The sequence below is a fragment of the Pontibacter sp. CAU 1760 genome (genome assembly GCF_054482735.1).
The window spans coordinates 158,952-175,677 of record NZ_JBTLRL010000002.1; the positions used below are offsets into that span (position 1 = coordinate 158,952).

Consider the following 16,726-nt stretch of genomic DNA (forward strand, 5'->3'; position numbering starts at 1 on the left):
GGAGTAGTAAGCGATAAGTATAATACAGCAAGATTTGCTAAACCGGTTTTTATGTTGTTTAAACACTAATAAATTTATTTAAAGAGTGTTGGATCGTGTAAAGTAAATTTATACATTACATTCAAATAGTGACCACTCACTTTCTGCCTGTATTTAATGCTGAAAGTCTATTGGATGGAATATCCAGAAGCTAAAGTGAGAACGAAGATGGCAGATCATTGCAACATAGCTTAATCCGAAGCTATGTATCCTTTTATTATAATTTTTTGGTTTTTGCAGGCGCTTGTCTGTTATCCTATCCGCTATAAGTAAAAATAGAGAAGAGGGGGCAGGGCAGAGGGCTTTCATAAGGTGAGAATGCATATTAGCACGCTCCGGCATGGGTAAGAATTTTCCTGGTGCATGTAGGGGCTGGCAACTGAGATATAGTAAGTAGTGCCAAAGTATTATTATTCCTCACTTAATTTATTTGCAATGAAAAAAGCCTTCTACCCATTAAGAAAGCTGCTGGTTCCGTGCTTGCTGATGGGCTCCTGCCAGATCAGTATCGGACAAGGGGCCCCGTTTACCGGGACGTATGCGAGTGGTTTCCCGCAAAGAGCCATGAGCGCAAGCAACGCAGCACCACCCGCAAAGTCTTTTTCCAGTGTTTTTGATGCGCCTTTGCAGGCATCCAATCAAATGCCTGCCAAAGCCAGGCAGAATGCACCCGTTAACGGTCGTGTGGTGGATGAAAAAGGAACAGGATTGCCCGGCGTAACAGTGCTTGTGAAGGGAACCACAACAGGTGTATCGACAGATGCATCCGGTAACTTCTCTATCTCAGCCCCTGCAGGCGCAACCCTGGTGTTTTCTTACATCGGATTCCAACGGCAGGAAGTGGCTGTCAATAACCGGAGCACGGTAAACGTGACGATGGGTACAGATACAAAAGCATTGCAAGAGGTAGTGGTGACTGGCTACAGCTCGCAGGCCAAGAAGGACATTACCGGTGCGGTGGCCATGGTGTCGGCGGAGGAACTGCTGTCGGTGCCGGCCACCAACGTGGCGCAGGCCCTGCAGGGGCGCGCAGCCGGCGTAACGGTCGGAAACGATAACAGCCCGGGTGGTGGCGTAATGGTGCGTGTGCGCGGTTTCGGTACCATCAACGACAACTCCCCGCTGTATGTGATTGACGGGGTGCCAACCAAGGGCAACCTCAACACCCTCAACCCGAACGACATCGAGTCGATGCAGATCCTGAAGGATGCCTCCTCGGCTTCTATCTATGGTGCGCGGGCGGGTAACGGCGTGGTGATCATCACGACCAAGAAAGGCAAAAGCGGCGAACCCCGCATCACCTTCGACTCTTATTACGGGGTGCAGCGCCATGGCAAGCTACTCGACCTGCTCAATACAAACGAGTTAGCTGAACTGACCTGGGAGAGTGAGCGAAACGCGGGCAAGCTTCTGAACGGGAACCCATCGAACCCGCAGTATGGCAACGGGCCGACACCGGTTATACCAGACTTTATCTACCCAACGGGGGCGAAGGCTGATGACCCAAGGGTAAACCAGGCTAACTATACGAATGATATTGATGACCCAGCCTTCGGGAAGACCAAGTTCCAGATTACGCGCGCAAACAAGGACGGTACCAATTGGCTCGAGGAGATTTTCCGGCCTGCCGTTATCCAGAACTACCAGGTGGGCGCTACCGGCGGTACCGACAAAGGGGTATATGCCTTTTCGGCGAACTACTACGACCAAGAGGGTATCCTGAAGGACACATACTATAAGCGTTACGCCGTAAGAGCCAACACCGAGTTTAAGATAAAGAACCGCGCGCGCGTAGGCGAGAACCTGCAGGTGTCGTTTGGGGAGCGCGTAGGCCAGGTAGCGGGAAACAACAGCGAAAGCAACCCCATCTCGATGGCCTACCGCATGCAGCCCATCATACCGGTGTATGACATTATGGGGAATTTCGCCGGAACGAAAGGCGGCGGTTTGGGTAATGCCCGAAACCCGGTGGCGCTTCAGGCTCGAAACAAGGACAACGTGGGACAGGAGGTGCGCCTGTTCGGTAACATCTTCGCCGAGCTGGATCTGATGAAGAACCTGACTGCCCGTACCAGCTTTGGCCTGGACTACAACAGCTTTAACATGCGGAACTTCAGCATCCGGGATGTGGAGTCTGCGGAGGCGGCGCAAACAAACAGTTTGTCGACTAACAACAGCTACGACCGTGACTGGACCTGGTCGAATACCCTGGCTTACGACTTGAACCTTTCGGAGGTGCACCGCATAAACGTGCTGCTCGGTACCGAGGCGATCAGCTCTTACGGCGAGAACTTCTTCGGTAGCCGCAGCGGCTTCTTTGTGGATGACCTGGATTTCCGTTACCTCAGTGCCGGCTCGCTGGCTCCGGCAAATGGCGGTGGAGGGTATGACTGGCGCCTGTTCTCCACTTTCGGTAAGGTAAACTATTCTTTCATGGATAAATACCTGCTGGAAGGTACCGTGCGCCGGGATGCCTCTTCCCGCTTTGCCCCCGCCAACCGCTACGCCACGTTCCCGGCCATGAGTGCGGGATGGCGCATCACCCAGGAGGAGTTTATGAAGGGCATTTCCTTCCTGGATGAGTTAAAGCTTAGAGCCGGATGGGGCCAGACAGGTAACCAGGAGATCGGTAACTACAACTTCGCCTCTACTTTCCAGTCGCACCCAGATCAGTCTAACTACGACATCAACGGCACGAACACCACCGTGGTGATCGGATATGACCGTTCGCAGTTCGGTAACCCGAATGCCAAGTGGGAGACCACCACGAGTACAAACATTGGTTTCGATGCCGCCCTCTTCCAGGGCAGAGTAGACTTTGTGTTCGACTGGTATACTCGTACCACCACCGACATGCTGTTCCCGGTTGAGCTGCCGTTTACCCAGGGGGTGGCCACAAACCCGTTCGTGAACATCGGGGAGATGAACAACAAGGGTGTTGATCTCGGCTTGAACTATAACGGAACCGCTTTGGGGAATGAGCTGACCTTTACGGTGGGAGCTAACCTGTCTACTTACCGCAACATGGTGGTGAAGACAAACGGTAACCCGAACACGATTTACCAGGGCTTCGGGTTGCGCACGCCTCCGGTAACGGCTACGCAGCAAGGCCAGCCACTTTCTTCGTTCTACGGCTATATTGTGGACGGCATTTTCATGACGGATGATGAGGCCAAGGCGCATGCTGTGCAGCGTGGCGGAGCCGACAACATCGCGGGTCGCTTTAAGTACAGAGACGTGAACGGCGATGGGGTGATCAACGGCAGCGACCAGACCTTCATCGGTAACCCGCACCCGGACTTTACTTACGGCCTGAACCTGAACGCAGAGTACAAAAACTTCACCCTGACTGTGTTTGCGCAGGGGGTGCAGGGGGCTGATGTGTTCAACTACGTGCGCTACTGGACCGATTTCCAGACCTTCCAGGGCAACAGAAGCAAGCGCATGCTCTACGACTCCTGGAGACCGGGCAAGACAGACGCGCTGCTGCCGCAGCTGCGCTCCGGCGACGCCGCCAGCAGCGTGCCTTCTACTTACTTCATCGAAGACGGCTCCTACCTGCGCGTCAAGAACATCCAGCTAGGGTATAACCTGCCGACAAGCTGGATTTCCAGAGCAGGCATGGGCAGGGCGAATATCTACATTCAGGGGCAGAACCTGTTCACCTTCACCAAGTACACCGGCCTGGACCCAGAGATCAACCTGAGGGGGTATGGCGCAGGCAACGACCGCCAGTTAGGTGTGGACGAGGGCGCTTACCCTGTCTCCAAGAATCTGCTGGTGGGCGTGAATGTTAGTTTCTAAGTGAAAATTAATCGAAAGGAAATCATGAAAAGAAAGATATTTGGAATAGCGGCTATCGTTATGGCTGGCTTCCTGGGAGCCTGCGACGAAGACTTCCTGACCACGGCGCCCAAAGGGGTAGTGGGGCAGTCGTCACTGGAGTCTAAAAAAGGGGTGAATGCGTTGCTGATAGGCGCTTACTCGCTCCTAGACGGCGTAGGGTCCGGCAACACCGCCTGGCACAGTGCGGTTACCAACTGGGTATATGGCGCCGTGGCCTCCGATGATACTTACAAAGGAACTGATGCCGGTGACCAGCCGGAGATCACCTTTATCGAAACCTATAACTGGTTGCCTAGCAACAACCACTTCCGCGGAAAGTGGCGCCATGTGTACGATGGTATTGCCCGAAGCAACGATGTGTTGCTGGTGATGGCAAACGCAAAGGACATGACAGACGCTGAAAAGGCGCAGGTAACGGCAGAGGCGCGCTTCCTGCGCGGGCATTACCACTTCGAGGCCAAGAAGATGTGGAACAAAGTGCCTTACCTGGATGAGAAGACCTATGACCCATCGAATCCGGAAGGGGCTAAAGTTGCAAACACCGCTGATATCTGGCCCAAGATCGAGGCTGATTTTAAGGCGGCTTATGATGTGCTGCCGGTAAACCAGACGCAGATTGGCCGTGCAACGAAGTATGCAGCGGCAGCTTACCTGGCCAAGGCTTATATGTTTCAGGGTAAGTTCGCAGAGGCCAAACCCCTGCTGGATGAGATTATCGCAAGCGGAAAGTATGCACTGACCCCGACATACTATGCGAACTACAACGCCGCCACCAACAACAATGGGGAGTCCATATTCGAGGTGCAGATGTCGGTGAACGACGGCTCTCCGGGTGGTGTGAACGGTAATAACGGTAACATCCTGAACTACCCCTACACCGGCCCGTGGAACTGCTGTGGCTTTGAGCAGCCTTCGCAGAACCTGGTGAACGCCTTCAAGACAGAAAGCGGTTTGCCGATGCTGGATACTTTTAACCAGGTGGATGTGAAGAACGACGAGGGCTTGGATGCCACCGCGGCCTTCACGCCTTACGAGGGGCCGCTGGACCCGCGCCTGGATCATACCGTCGGTCGCCGTGGTATTCCATACCTGGACTTTGGTATCCATACCGGAAAACCCTGGATACGCGACCAAGTGTATGCCGGCCCTTACTCTCCGAAGAAGATGATCCCGATGAAAGGCTTTTACCACGCCACCAACCGGAACAACTCAAACAACTACCGCATGATTCGGTTGGCGCATGTGTTGCTGTGGCGTGCTGAGGTGGCTGTAGCCGAAAATGACTTTGAGAGGGCGCGGGAGTTGGTGAACATGCTGCGAACGAGAGCTGCTAACCCGGCAGGCTTTGTGAAGATGCCAGACGGCACGCCGGCCGCAAACTATGTGATCGACACCTATAAGGTTCCTTTTACGAGCAAAGAGCAGGCGCTAAAAGCTGTTCAGTTTGAAACAAGGCTGGAGTTTGGTATGGAAGGCCACCGCTTCTTCGACCTCGTGCGTTGGGGCATTGCCGACCAGGTGCTGAATGCCTACGTTGCAAAAGAGCAACAGAAGCGTATTTACCTGAGCGGTTCTAGTTTCAAGAAAGGGGTGAATGAGTACTTCCCGATTCCGCAGCAGGAGATCATCAACAGCACAGTGGGCGGAGAGAACACCCTGACCCAGAACCCCGGGTACTAAACCGCAGCGAGTAAGGCGAGTTCAATATCAAGCCAAAAGTAAAAAGACATCCCTGCCGACCTGCATCTATGGTTGGCAGGGATTTTTTGGTTGAAATCATTATTTTAATGCGCTGCAAGGATCAGCCAGGCCTTCTTAAAAACAAACTGAAACCAGATACCCTCCTCTATGAACAGACATTGCTTTACCCTTGACCTGAAAGATGATGAGCGCCTGATCGCTGCGTATGAGCAATGGCACCAACAGGTATGGCCGGAAGTGCAGCAGAGCATTCGGGCGGCTGGCATCACCGGAATGGACATTTATCGGTATGGCAACAGGCTCTTTATGCTCATGGAAACAGACGATACGTTTAGTTTTGAGCGAAAGGCCGCCTTAGACGCCCATAACCCAAAGGTGCAGGAATGGGAACAGTTGATGTGGCAGTACCAGCAGCCCCTGCCCGGGGCGCCCGAAGGGGCGAAATGGATGCCCATGCACCAAATTTTTTCGCTGGATGCGCATCTGTAGACCCGCTGGCTGCATAAGCCGTTCATTCACACACATCTTCCGGTGAACCGCTAACCCCAAAAAATCAACTGCTTTGCCCGGTTTTTTTGATATTTATTTTGACGAATAAAATAAATGTATACCTTTATGTAGTAATCAGTGATTAACCAATCACCGATTAGATTGTAGAACAAGGCTTGCAAAAGCCTTTTCTTTAAATATCTTCTGCAATCGTTCCCAAAGCAATGAATTTAGCATAGGATGAAATGGCAACAGGAACCCTAAAGGAAAGGAAAACAGGCTGGATTAGTATCAAACAGTCTCTTTTAAGAAAGCTTATACCCTCTAGGACTGCCATTTTGCCGTCAAAAACAGGATTTGTAGTAACTACTCCGCCTGTTTACAGAAAACCTGCTTCTTGATTTTACTTTACTGCAATCGATTCCAAAGTTTAGGATTTAGCTACTTGGCTTCGACATCAATACAGATTACGGGCGCTGGCGTGCCAGCGTGGCATATGAGTACTATTCTTTCATCTTAACATCATTGCTTATGTCCATTTATACCAAATTTACCTTCGTCATGCTCTTGGCAGGCCTTGTTAAAGTTCCTGTCGAAGCACATGCACTTGCTATTGCTGAGGGGGCCGCGACTGAGGCCGGCAGCAAACTGGCTGATGTCGTTGTTCAGGGAAAGGTGACCTCTGCCCAGGGCGAGCCGTTGCCAGGTGTTACGGTAGTCTTAAAAGGCACGACCAACGGCGCCACAACTGGCGTGGATGGCACCTACTCACTTCGGATCGCCCAGCCCTCAGGCACACTGGTTTTCTCATTTATAGGGTTTGTGGCCAATGAGGTGCCGATTAACGGCAAGACGACTGTGAACGTAGTGCTGCAGGAAGACACCAAAGCGCTGGAAGAAGTGGTGGTAGTGGGGTATGGCACGCAAAAGAAAAGCGATATCACCGGGGCAGTTGGCTCCGTAAAGGCTGAGGAGATTCAGGAAGTGCCCGTGACCAGCGCGGCGCAGGCACTGCAGGGGCGTGTGGCCGGTGTAAACGTGTCGATGGCCGGCACGCGGCCAGGAGCCGGTGTAACGGTGCGGGTACGGGGAAACCGATCTTTCTCAGCCGACAACGACCCGCTATATGTAGTGGACGGAATCCCGATTACGGGAGGTATAAACGACATCGCCCCGCAGGACATCGCTTCCATTGAGGTGCTGAAAGACGCCTCCGCCACGGCAATCTATGGTTCCAGGGGTGCTAACGGGGTGGTGTTGGTTACGACCAAGCGCGGCACCGTGGGCAAGGCCCGGGTAACCTACGATACCTATATTGGCTTCTCGAAGGCATTGGGCAAGGTGGATATGATGAACGGCGAGGAGTTTGCCGAATACAAGAGGGAGTCGAGACGGGCAACCGGCAACTACAATGACAGCAATCCGCAGGCTGCCGACGAAGCGCTCTTCGAGCCGGTAGAGCTGGAGTCGATCCGGTTAGGGCGCTCTACCGATTACCAGGAGCACATGCTCCGGAGAGGTGTTATCCAGAACCACCAGCTGGGTGTGAATGGCGGTACAGAAGACACCCGTTATGCTGTGTCGCTGAACTACTTTAAAGACGAAGGCATCATCAAGATTCAGGACATGTCGCGCTATACTCTGCGCGTGAACCTGGACCAGAAGATAGGCGACCGCATCAAGGTAGGTGTGTCCTCGCTGCTTAGCAAGAGTGTGCTGAACGGCCTGGACCTGAACCCGTATGACGATGCGCTGTCTGAGAATCCATTGGGCATGCCTTACGATGAGGCGGGTAACCTGATTTTCCTGCCTACAAACGATGGCTTGCGCTCCAACCCCCTCAGTGAGTTGGTGAAAGGCGCCCATGTGAACAAAGAAGACCGACTGCGCATCTTCAGCAGCCTGTACGGGGAAGTGCAATTGGCGGAGGGCCTGAGCTATCGCCTTAACTTCGGGCCGGACCTGATCCAGAGCCGCAAAGGCAATTTTACCGGCCGCTACACCAACGCCCGCCGGGGCAACGACCCCACGGCGCACGCCGACGAGGACCAGGTGTTCAATTATACCCTCGAGAACATCCTGAACTACAACAAAACCTTCGCCCAGAAGCACAACCTGGCCGTAACGGGCCTGTACAGCGTGCAGCAGCGCAAGCAGGAGGCTACCAGCATCGACGTGCAGGGGGTTCCGGCCGAGGACATGGAATATTATAACCTGGGTGCCGCCTCCAAGGTGACAGGCGTGGGTTCCTTCTACCAGAAATGGAACATCCTCTCGTACATGGCCCGCGTTAACTATGGCTACGACAGCCGTTACCTGCTGACCTTAACTGGCCGTGCCGACGGTTCTTCCCGCTTTGCGGAAGGCAAGAAATGGGGCTTTTTCCCATCAGTGGCAGTAGGCTGGAACATCAGCAACGAGGCTTTTATGCAGGATATCCCATGGCTGTCCACGCTCAGGCTGCGCGCCAGCTACGGCGAAACGGGCAATACAGGCATCAACCCCTACCAAACGCAGGGCTCCCTAGCCCGCACCACCTACTCCTTCGGCAACACCGGCTTGTTTGGCTTCCGCCCGGGGGCTATCCGCAACGACGACCTGCGCTGGGAGACAACCAGCTCGTTTAACTTCGGGGTGGATTTCGGGGCCTGGAACAACCGCATATCGGGCAGCCTGGAGGTATACCGCCAGCAGACCCGCGACCTGCTGCTGCAGCGCCAGCTGCCCTTTACCAGTGGCTTCGGGAGTGTGCTCGAGAACATCGGCAGCACCCAGAACACGGGGGTAGAGTTCGCGCTTTCGGCCATTGTGGTGCCGGGTAACGACTTTAACTGGTCTGTGGACCTGAACGCCTTTGCTAACCGCGAGAAGATTGTGGAGCTGTACGGCGGCAAGACCGACGATGTGGGCAGCCAGTGGTTTATTGGCAAGCCAATTAATGTGTACTATGACTATGACAAGATCGGCATCTGGCAGCAGGGCGAGGTGGAGCAGGCAAAGTTGTATGGGCAGAAGCCCGGCGAGATAAAGGTGCGCGATGTGAATGGCGACAACAAAATCACGGCCGACGACAGGATTATACTTGGCACACCGCGGCCAAACTGGCAGGGCGGCATGACGCACCGCTTCTCATACAAGGACTTTGACTTCTCCTTCTTCTTGTTCGGCCAGTTTGGCAACACCATCATTAGTAACCTGCACGAGGGCGGTCCCATCAACCTGTTTGGGCGCTACAACAGCCTGGACGTGGACTACTGGACGCCGAACAACCCGACAAATGCCTACCCACGGCCTAATCAGAACCAGGAAAGCCCGGTTTACGCCAGCACCCTGCGCTATTTCGACGGTTCCTTCGTGAAGATCCGCAACATCAACCTGGGCTACAACGTGCCAAGCGCCCTGACCGATAAAGTGAAGCTGGGCGCGGTGCGGATATACGCCACGGCGCAGCAGCCACTCATCTTCTCTTCTTATGTGCGCGATTACAAGGGCATCGACCCGGAGTTCCCGCGCCAGGACACGCCGTCTTACTCGCAGTACCTGCTCGGGTTGAATGTTAAATTTTAGTAGCCTTAAAACTGAATCTTATGAAACGACATATCTTTCACTTACTCCTCCTCACCGGCCTTGCAACCACTGCTTGTAACAACCTGCTCGACGAGGACGTGCGCACCGAACTAACCGACAGCTTTATCAGCACCAGCGATGGCCTGGAGGCCGCGGTGGTGGCCGCGTACCAGCCCCTGCGCCAGTATTACGGCGTGGAGCGGGGCATGACCACCACCGTTTTTGGCACCGACATTTACATGCAGGGCTCTGATGGCGGCTTCAAGTTCTTCGACACGTATTCCGCCCAGCTCGACCCGCGCAACCAGTATAGCCGCGAGATATGGAACAACTTTTATGTGGGCATCAATACCACCAATGCCATCATCGGGCGTGCCCCGGAAATTAGCAACCTCAACGAGGTGACGCGCAAGATCAGAATCGGAGAAGCCAAGTTTCTGCGCGCGCACCACTACTTCGTGCTCGTGCAGACGTTCGGCCCGGTGCACATCAGTCTCGACGAGACGAAAGGCGTGCAGACGGCCTCCAGCCGAAGCAGTGTGGAGGAAGTGTACAAGGTAATTGTGAAGGACCTGGAAGACGCCATCGCCGACCTGCCTGCCACCACCAAAGACTGGGGAAGGGCCACTAAGCCAGCCGCTGAGCACCTGCTGGCCCGTGTGCTGCTGACCCGTGCCTCGTCTTCGGCTGCCCAGGCAACCGATTATGAGCGGGCCGCCACCTTGGCCAAAACCGTCATCAGCGACTACAGCTATAAGCTGCTGCCGGACGTGATGGACGCCTTTGCGCAGGGAAATGAGCAGAACGACGAGGTGATCTTTGCGGCACAGTATATCAACGACCAGATTTATAACGGCGACGGCCCTAACAACGCCAGCCGCTTTGTGCTGATGCAGTACGACATTGAGCCGGGTATGAAACGCGATCTGACGAACGGTACCCCCTGGAAGCGCTTCCGCCCAACCGACTTTCTGTTGAACCAGGTGTATGCCGACCGCCAAAACGATGCCCGCTATGACAAGTTTTTCAAGAAGGTGTTTTACGCCAACAATGCAGCCACCATTCCGCAGGTAAACGGCGCGCCGGCTTACAGCGTGGGCGATACGGCCATCTGGCTGCCCGGGGTGGAGTTGCCCGCCAGCGTGGTGGCCAGCAAGCGCTACCAGGTGATCACGCCGAGCATGTATACCCCTAAGAAATATCCGTCGCTGCGTAAGTTCGAGGATGCCTTGCGCCCGGACAACCAGGCGGCCGGGGTGCGCGACTTTCCGATGATGCGACTGGCGGAGACGTACCTGATTGCGGCAGAGGCGCTGATGATGACTGGCAAAACGGAAGAGGCGGCCCAATACATCAACACCCTGCGCAGAAGGGCGGCCAAGGTAGGGGCCACGCCCGAGGAGACGGAGCGGCACCGCCAGGCCATGATGGTAGACCCAGGCCAGCTGAACATCGACTTTATACTGGATGAGCGGGCGCGGGAACTGGTGGGGGAGATGTTCCGCTGGTTCGACCTGGTGCGCACAGGCAAACTCGTGGAGCGCGTGAAAGCCCATAACCCGTATGGCGCCGATAACATCAAGCCGCACCACGTGCTGCGCCCCATCCCGCAGGACCAAATAGACCGCACCAGTTCAGAGTTTGCGCAAAACGCAGGCTACTAGCGGCTGAGGTGCCGTGCATTTGTAGTGCTTTGCCTGTTAGGTAAGCCAAAGTTTTAGTATTTTAGGAAATCATGGTTCGTTGTCTTCCTTGGGTAAACCAGGAACAGCGCGCCGGACTTCCACAAACGATAAATTCTTAGATCAACTTATCATCCATAAAATGAGAAAAAAACATTTATCCCTGTTGCTCATGCCTCTTCTATTCGCTGGCCCCCAGTTTGGGTGCACTTCCCGAACCAACGATACCGTGCAGCAAACCGAAACGGTAATGGAAAACGGTTGGACCCAGTTATTCAATGGGAAGGACCTTTCAGGGTGGAATCAGATAAACGGCAAGGCCAGCTACAAGGTAGAGGACGGCGTGATTGTGGGCACCACCATTACCGACTCACCGAACAGCTTTTTGGCCGCCGACAAGGAGTATGGCGACTTTATACTGGAGTTTGACGTGATGCTGAACAACGACATCAACAGCGGCGTGCAGTTCCGGAGCATCTCGGACCCCGCCGTGATGGACGGCCGTGTGCACGGATACCAGTTTGAGTTGGACCCCTCTGACCGTAAATGGACCGGCGGAATCTATGACGAGGCCCGGCGCGGCTGGTTATACCCCCTTTCGCTGAACCCCTCTGCCCAGGACGCCTTTAAGAAGGGAGAATGGAACCAGGTGCGCATCGAGGCCATCGGCGACAAGATCAAAACTTGGGTGAACGGCGTGCCGGTCGCCTCGGTGGTGGATGATATGACCCCGAAGGGCTTGATTGCGCTGCAGGTGCACTCTATCGGGAAGGCGGAGGATGCCGGCAAGGAGATCAAGTGGCGCAACATCCGCATTAAAACCACCGACCTGCAACACAAGCAAGGGCATGATGCCTATGTGGTGAACCTCGTGCCGAACACGCTGACCGAGCAGGAGCGACAGCAGGGATGGACTTTGCTTTGGGATGGCAAAACCACCAATGGCTGGCGCGGCGCGCACCAAGATAAGTTTCCGGCAGGCGGCTGGCGCATCGAGAACGACGAGCTGCAGGTGCTGGAGTCCGGTGGCGGTGAGTCGGTGAACGGCGGCGACATTGTGACGGAGAAAGAGTTTGACGCCTTTGACCTGCAGGTGCAGTTCAAGCTGACGGAAGGCGCCAACAGCGGCATCAAGTACTTCGTGACGGAGAAAGAAAAGGTGGGCAAAGGCTCGGCCATCGGGCTGGAGTACCAGCTGCTGGACGATGAGAAGCACCCGGATGCCAAGATGGGCCGCGACGGAAACCGCACCATCGCCTCGCTTTACGACCTGAAAACCTCTGAGAAAAACCAGCGCTTCCTGAAGCCCATCGGTGAGTGGAACCTGGCCCGCCTGGTGGTGAAGCCTGATAACACCGTGGAGCACTGGCTGAACGGCATCAAGGTGCTGGAGTATAAGCGGGGCTCCAAGGAGTTCCGTGACCTGGTAGCCATCAGCAAGTACAAGGACTGGGAGAACTTTGGCGAGGCGCCGCGCGGCCACCTGCTGCTGCAGGACCACGGCAACAAGGTGTCCTTCCGCAGCATCAAGATCAAAGAACTTAACAAAGCAACACAGCTATAGGCACGCCGCCTGCAGGCCTCTATAAAAAATAAAGACATGGAAGAAAAAAACGTAAATAACCGCCGCGATTTTCTGAAAAAAGCAGCCATCGGCACACTGGGCTTCTCGGTGATGGGCTTCAGCGCCAAAAGCTATGGCCGCATACTGGGTGCCAACGACCGGGTGCGGGTAGGCATTGTCGGGTTTTCGGATCGCTTCAAGCACTCGCTTTACCCGGCTTTTATGAACCATTCCAAAGAGCTCAACTTTGAGTTTGCCGGTGTGTCGGATATCTGGAACCGCCGCCGCGATGAGGCCGAGGCTTATATAAAGGAGAAAAGCGGCAATAAACTGAAGAAATACCGCAACAACGACGAGCTTTATTCCCGGGGCGGCGTGGATGCGGTAATCATCAGCACCGCCGACTTCCAGCATGCCCTGATGGGGGTGGAGGCCGTGCGCCAGGGCAAGGACGTGTACCTGGAGAAGCCGATGGCCGAAACCATGGAAGACGCCCGCGCCATCCTGAAGGCCGTGGAGGAGACCGGCAAGATCGTGCAGATCGGATCGCAGCGCCGCAGCGCGCCTAATTACATTGCCGCTAACGAGTATATAAAATCCGGCAAGTTCGGCGACATCAAGATGGTGGAGATGACCTGGAACGTGAACCAGCCGGGCCGCTGGAGAAGACCCGACCTGGTAAGCCAGATCCGGAAGGAAGACACCGACTGGGACCGTTTCCTGATGAACCGCCCGAAGGTGGCCTGGGACCCGCGCAAGTACCTCGAGTACCGCCTGTTCTGGCCTTACTCGTCGGGCATACCCGGCCAGTGGATGTCGCACCAGATCGACACGGTGCACTGGTTCACCGGCCTGGAGCACCCACGCAGCGTGGCGGCCAACGGCGGCATCTACATGTGGCAGGACGGCCGCGAAAATCCCGATACCCTGACGGCAGTGTTCGACTACGGCCCGGCAGGCGATGCCTCCAAAGGCTTTCAGGTGGTCTACTCCTCCCGTTTCAGCAACTCGGCGGGCGGCGTGAAAGAGCTTTACTACTCCAATGGCGGTATGCTGAACCTCGACACCAACAAGATCACCTCAGAGGGCGGCCTGACCAAAAACATGGCTGACGACATGAACATGCAGCCCAACCTGCTGGCGGATTATACCCTGCCCGACCAGGCAAAGATCGCCACGGGTGCCAACACCGGCGGCGATCCGATGACCTCGCTGCACATGCGCAACTGGATGGACTGCGTGCGCAGCCGCCAAACACCCCATGCCTCCGTGAAAGCGGGCTATAACCACTCTGTCGCAAACATCATGACGCGCGTGGCCATGCAAACCGGCAAGCGCGTCACCTTCGACGACACCAAGCAGGACGTGGTGGTGAGTTAACAAAGTACCCCTTTACGGCAACAGGTTATTTTTGTGTAGAACTTCCTTAAACAAGCGCATATGCTTACTATCTGTAAACAGAAACTGAGACAGCTGGCTTTGGGCGCGTTGTGCGTGCTGAGCCTGGCGGAAGTGGCGGGCCAGTCGAAGCCCAAACGGTTCGAGCTGAAGGAAGACAAGGCGAACAAGCGCGTGGAAGTGCTAGTAGATGGCAAGCTGTTTACCGCCTATACCTACCCGGGAGAGGTGAAAAAGCCTGTTTTATATCCTATCCTAACGCCAAGTGGCAAGGCCATCACCCGCGGGTGGCCTCTTGCACCGAGACCTGGCGAGCGGGTAGACCACCCGCACCATGTGGGCCTGTGGTTTAACTACGGCGACGTGAACGGCCATGACTTCTGGAACAACTCCAACGATACCGGCAGCCACAAGGGGCCTTTCGGAACGATTCGGCACCGCAAAGTGGAGCGCATGGCGAGCACCGACAACAAGGCAGAACTGGTGGTGAGCGCCGACTGGCAAAAGCCCGATGGCACGACACTGCTGCAGGAAACCACCAAGTTTATCTTCAGCGGCGAAGGCGATACTCGAACCATCGAACGCATCACCACACTCAGGGCTTTAAAGGAGGATGTCCTGTTCAAAGACAACAAAGAGGGGCTGGTGGCGCTTCGGGTGGCCCGCGAGCTGGAGCACCCTTCCACCAAGCCGGAGCTTTATACCGATGCCAGCGGCAAGGCAACGGCGGTGCCGCAGCTGAACAATGAGGGCGTAACGGGCATGTACCGCAGCAGCGAGGCCATCACCGGCGACGAGGTATGGGGAACCAGAGCCAGGTGGGTGAGCCTGAACGGGAAAATAGCGCAGGAGCCTGTTACCGTAGCCCTGCTCGACCATCCCCAAAACCCGGGCTTCCCGACTTACTGGCATGCCAGGGGGTATGGGCTGTTTGCGGCGAACGGCTTGGGGCAAAAGGCCATGAGCGACGGAAAAGAGGAAATGAACTTCAAGCTTCCGGCTGGGCAATCAGTCACGTTCAGGCACTTGTTGGTGGTGCACGCAGGCAGTAACCTGAATCCAGCCGCTGTGAACAAGCAATTCGAGCAATTCAGCAAGCAGCCGCAATAAGGTAACGGGCCTGCAGAAGCGGCATACAGGAATGATGCTGGTGCAGGACCTGCAGGATTTGCTCTTGGTAAATTGATACTGGCTAGAAGGGCGGTTTAAGCCGAAAGGCGGCTGAGTCGCTTCAGTATGGTTAAATTTTAATATATTTAGATGCCAGTATGATAATTGCGGAAAGCGGCAGCGTGGATATGAGCAGACAACCTCAACATCGGTTAAAAGATATTGCCTTGGAACTTGGGCTTTCAACTTCCACCGTCTCCCGGGCTTTGAGCGATCATCCGCACGTGAGCCAGGAAACGAAGGAACGGGTAAAAGAAGCGGTGGAGCGGTCTGGTTACCAGCTCAATGCCATGGCCTCCAGCTTGCGCAAGAGCAAGTCCAACATTATCGGCCTGATCGTGCCCCGCATCTCGATGTATTTTCAGTCGGCGGTGATCACCGCGATTCAGAATGAGTTGCAGAAGTGCGATTACAACCTAATGATCTTTCAATCGAACGAGTCGCCGGTGCTGGAGAAGCAGTTGGTGAATGTGCTGCATGCGCTGCGGGTAGAAGGGCTAATCGTTTCGTCCACGCTTTATACTGAGGATTTCTCGGCGTTTGATGTTTTTCAGAAAGCCAATGTGCCGCTGGTGTTTTACGACCGGGTGCCCAAAGGCTACTCGGCCCACAAAATTCAGGGCGACGATTACCAGGGCGGGTACAGGTCTACGCTGCACCTGCTGGAACAAGGGTGCCGGCGCATTGCCCAGATCAGTGGCCCGCTTAGCTGCAGCCTGTACAGCGAGCGCTATGCCGGCTACCAGGACGCACTGAAGAAGTATGAGGTGCCACTGGACGAGGACCTGGTGCACTTCCACGAACTGACGTATGAGAACGCCATCAAAACCTGTGAAAGCCTGTTTGCCTCCAAACCATACCCGGATGCCTTCTTCACGAGCAACGACACCACAGCCATCGCGGTAATGGATTACGCCCGGAAACTAGGCCTACGCATCCCGGAGGACCTGAAACTGGCCGGTTACTCCAATGACCCACGGGTCCGGATCATACAGCCGCCCATTACGTCGGTAGAGCAGTTTCCGTATGAGATGGGTGAGCAGGCCGCACGGCTTATCATGGACCTGGTGAAGCAGAAAGTAAAGCCAGGCCGCAGCTATATCTCCATGACCACGCCAGTGGAGGTGATCAAACGCGAATCGAGTCAAAACTAGCAGAACCCAAAAGGCAGCTTAGCACATAGGATTGCCTTCTTTTTTATACCTGCCTGCAATCGATTGTGAAGCAAAAGCTGCAAACCGCAGGCGAAAAATCAAGCATGAACGGGTAG

9 protein-coding genes are annotated in these 16,726 nt (G+C 55.1%); all 9 read left to right on the plus strand.

The genetic code is table 11. The features are described from left to right. Positions 1-474: 474 nt before the first annotated feature. A complete protein-coding gene (locus ACXYMU_RS03225; RefSeq protein WP_458984910.1) occupies positions 475-3,843 on the plus strand; it encodes a SusC/RagA family TonB-linked outer membrane protein in 3,369 nt (1,122 codons plus the stop codon). Between the two features lie 24 nt (positions 3,844-3,867). Further along, positions 3,868-5,565, plus strand: coding sequence for a RagB/SusD family nutrient uptake outer membrane protein (locus ACXYMU_RS03230; RefSeq protein WP_458984911.1), 1,698 nt, complete (start codon positions 3,868-3,870; stop codon positions 5,563-5,565). Positions 5,566-5,733: 168 nt separating this feature from the next. Then, positions 5,734-6,075 carry an L-rhamnose mutarotase gene (locus tag ACXYMU_RS03235; RefSeq protein ID WP_458984912.1) on the plus strand — a complete coding sequence of 114 codons (342 nt, stop codon included), beginning with the start codon at positions 5,734-5,736 and terminating at the stop codon, positions 6,073-6,075. 531 nt (positions 6,076-6,606) lie between these two features. Continuing rightward, a complete protein-coding gene (locus tag ACXYMU_RS03240) occupies positions 6,607-9,642 on the plus strand; it encodes a SusC/RagA family TonB-linked outer membrane protein (RefSeq protein ID WP_458984913.1) in 3,036 nt (1,011 codons plus the stop codon). Positions 9,643-9,662: 20 nt separating this feature from the next. Next, positions 9,663-11,306: a RagB/SusD family nutrient uptake outer membrane protein gene (locus tag ACXYMU_RS03245; protein WP_458984914.1), complete on the plus strand. Its 1,644-nt coding sequence runs from the start codon at positions 9,663-9,665 to the stop codon at positions 11,304-11,306. Between the two features lie 160 nt (positions 11,307-11,466). Then, entirely contained in the window at positions 11,467-12,888 is a 1,422-nt protein-coding gene (locus ACXYMU_RS03250) for a 3-keto-disaccharide hydrolase (RefSeq protein WP_458984915.1), read from the plus strand. Positions 12,889-12,924: 36 nt separating this feature from the next. After that, entirely contained in the window at positions 12,925-14,268 is a 1,344-nt protein-coding gene (locus tag ACXYMU_RS03255) for a Gfo/Idh/MocA family protein (protein WP_458984916.1), read from the plus strand. 60 nt (positions 14,269-14,328) lie between these two features. Next, positions 14,329-15,396, plus strand: a complete 1,068-nt coding sequence (locus tag ACXYMU_RS03260; RefSeq protein WP_458984917.1) for a DUF6807 domain-containing protein — start codon at positions 14,329-14,331, stop codon at positions 15,394-15,396. Between the two features lie 188 nt (positions 15,397-15,584). Then, on the plus strand, positions 15,585-16,610 hold the full coding sequence (locus ACXYMU_RS03265; RefSeq protein ID WP_458984918.1) for a LacI family DNA-binding transcriptional regulator: 1,026 nt from the start codon (positions 15,585-15,587) through the stop codon (positions 16,608-16,610). Positions 16,611-16,726 lie beyond the last annotated feature (116 nt).

What these genes read in the sequence shown, in the direction of transcription:
- ACXYMU_RS03225 (WP_458984910.1), top strand. Translation starts at nt 475, where the DNA reads ATGAAAAAAGCCTTCTACCCATTAAGAAAGCTGCTGGTTCCGTGCTTG.
- ACXYMU_RS03230 (WP_458984911.1), top strand. Translation starts at nt 3,868, where the DNA reads ATGAAAAGAAAGATATTTGGAATAGCGGCTATCGTTATGGCTGGCTTC.
- ACXYMU_RS03235 (WP_458984912.1), top strand. Translation starts at nt 5,734, where the DNA reads ATGAACAGACATTGCTTTACCCTTGACCTGAAAGATGATGAGCGCCTG.
- ACXYMU_RS03240 (WP_458984913.1), top strand. Translation starts at nt 6,607, where the DNA reads ATGTCCATTTATACCAAATTTACCTTCGTCATGCTCTTGGCAGGCCTT.
- ACXYMU_RS03245 (WP_458984914.1), top strand. Translation starts at nt 9,663, where the DNA reads ATGAAACGACATATCTTTCACTTACTCCTCCTCACCGGCCTTGCAACC.
- ACXYMU_RS03250 (WP_458984915.1), top strand. Translation starts at nt 11,467, where the DNA reads ATGAGAAAAAAACATTTATCCCTGTTGCTCATGCCTCTTCTATTCGCT.
- ACXYMU_RS03255 (WP_458984916.1), top strand. Translation starts at nt 12,925, where the DNA reads ATGGAAGAAAAAAACGTAAATAACCGCCGCGATTTTCTGAAAAAAGCA.
- ACXYMU_RS03260 (WP_458984917.1), top strand. Translation starts at nt 14,329, where the DNA reads ATGCTTACTATCTGTAAACAGAAACTGAGACAGCTGGCTTTGGGCGCG.
- ACXYMU_RS03265 (WP_458984918.1), top strand. Translation starts at nt 15,585, where the DNA reads ATGAGCAGACAACCTCAACATCGGTTAAAAGATATTGCCTTGGAACTT.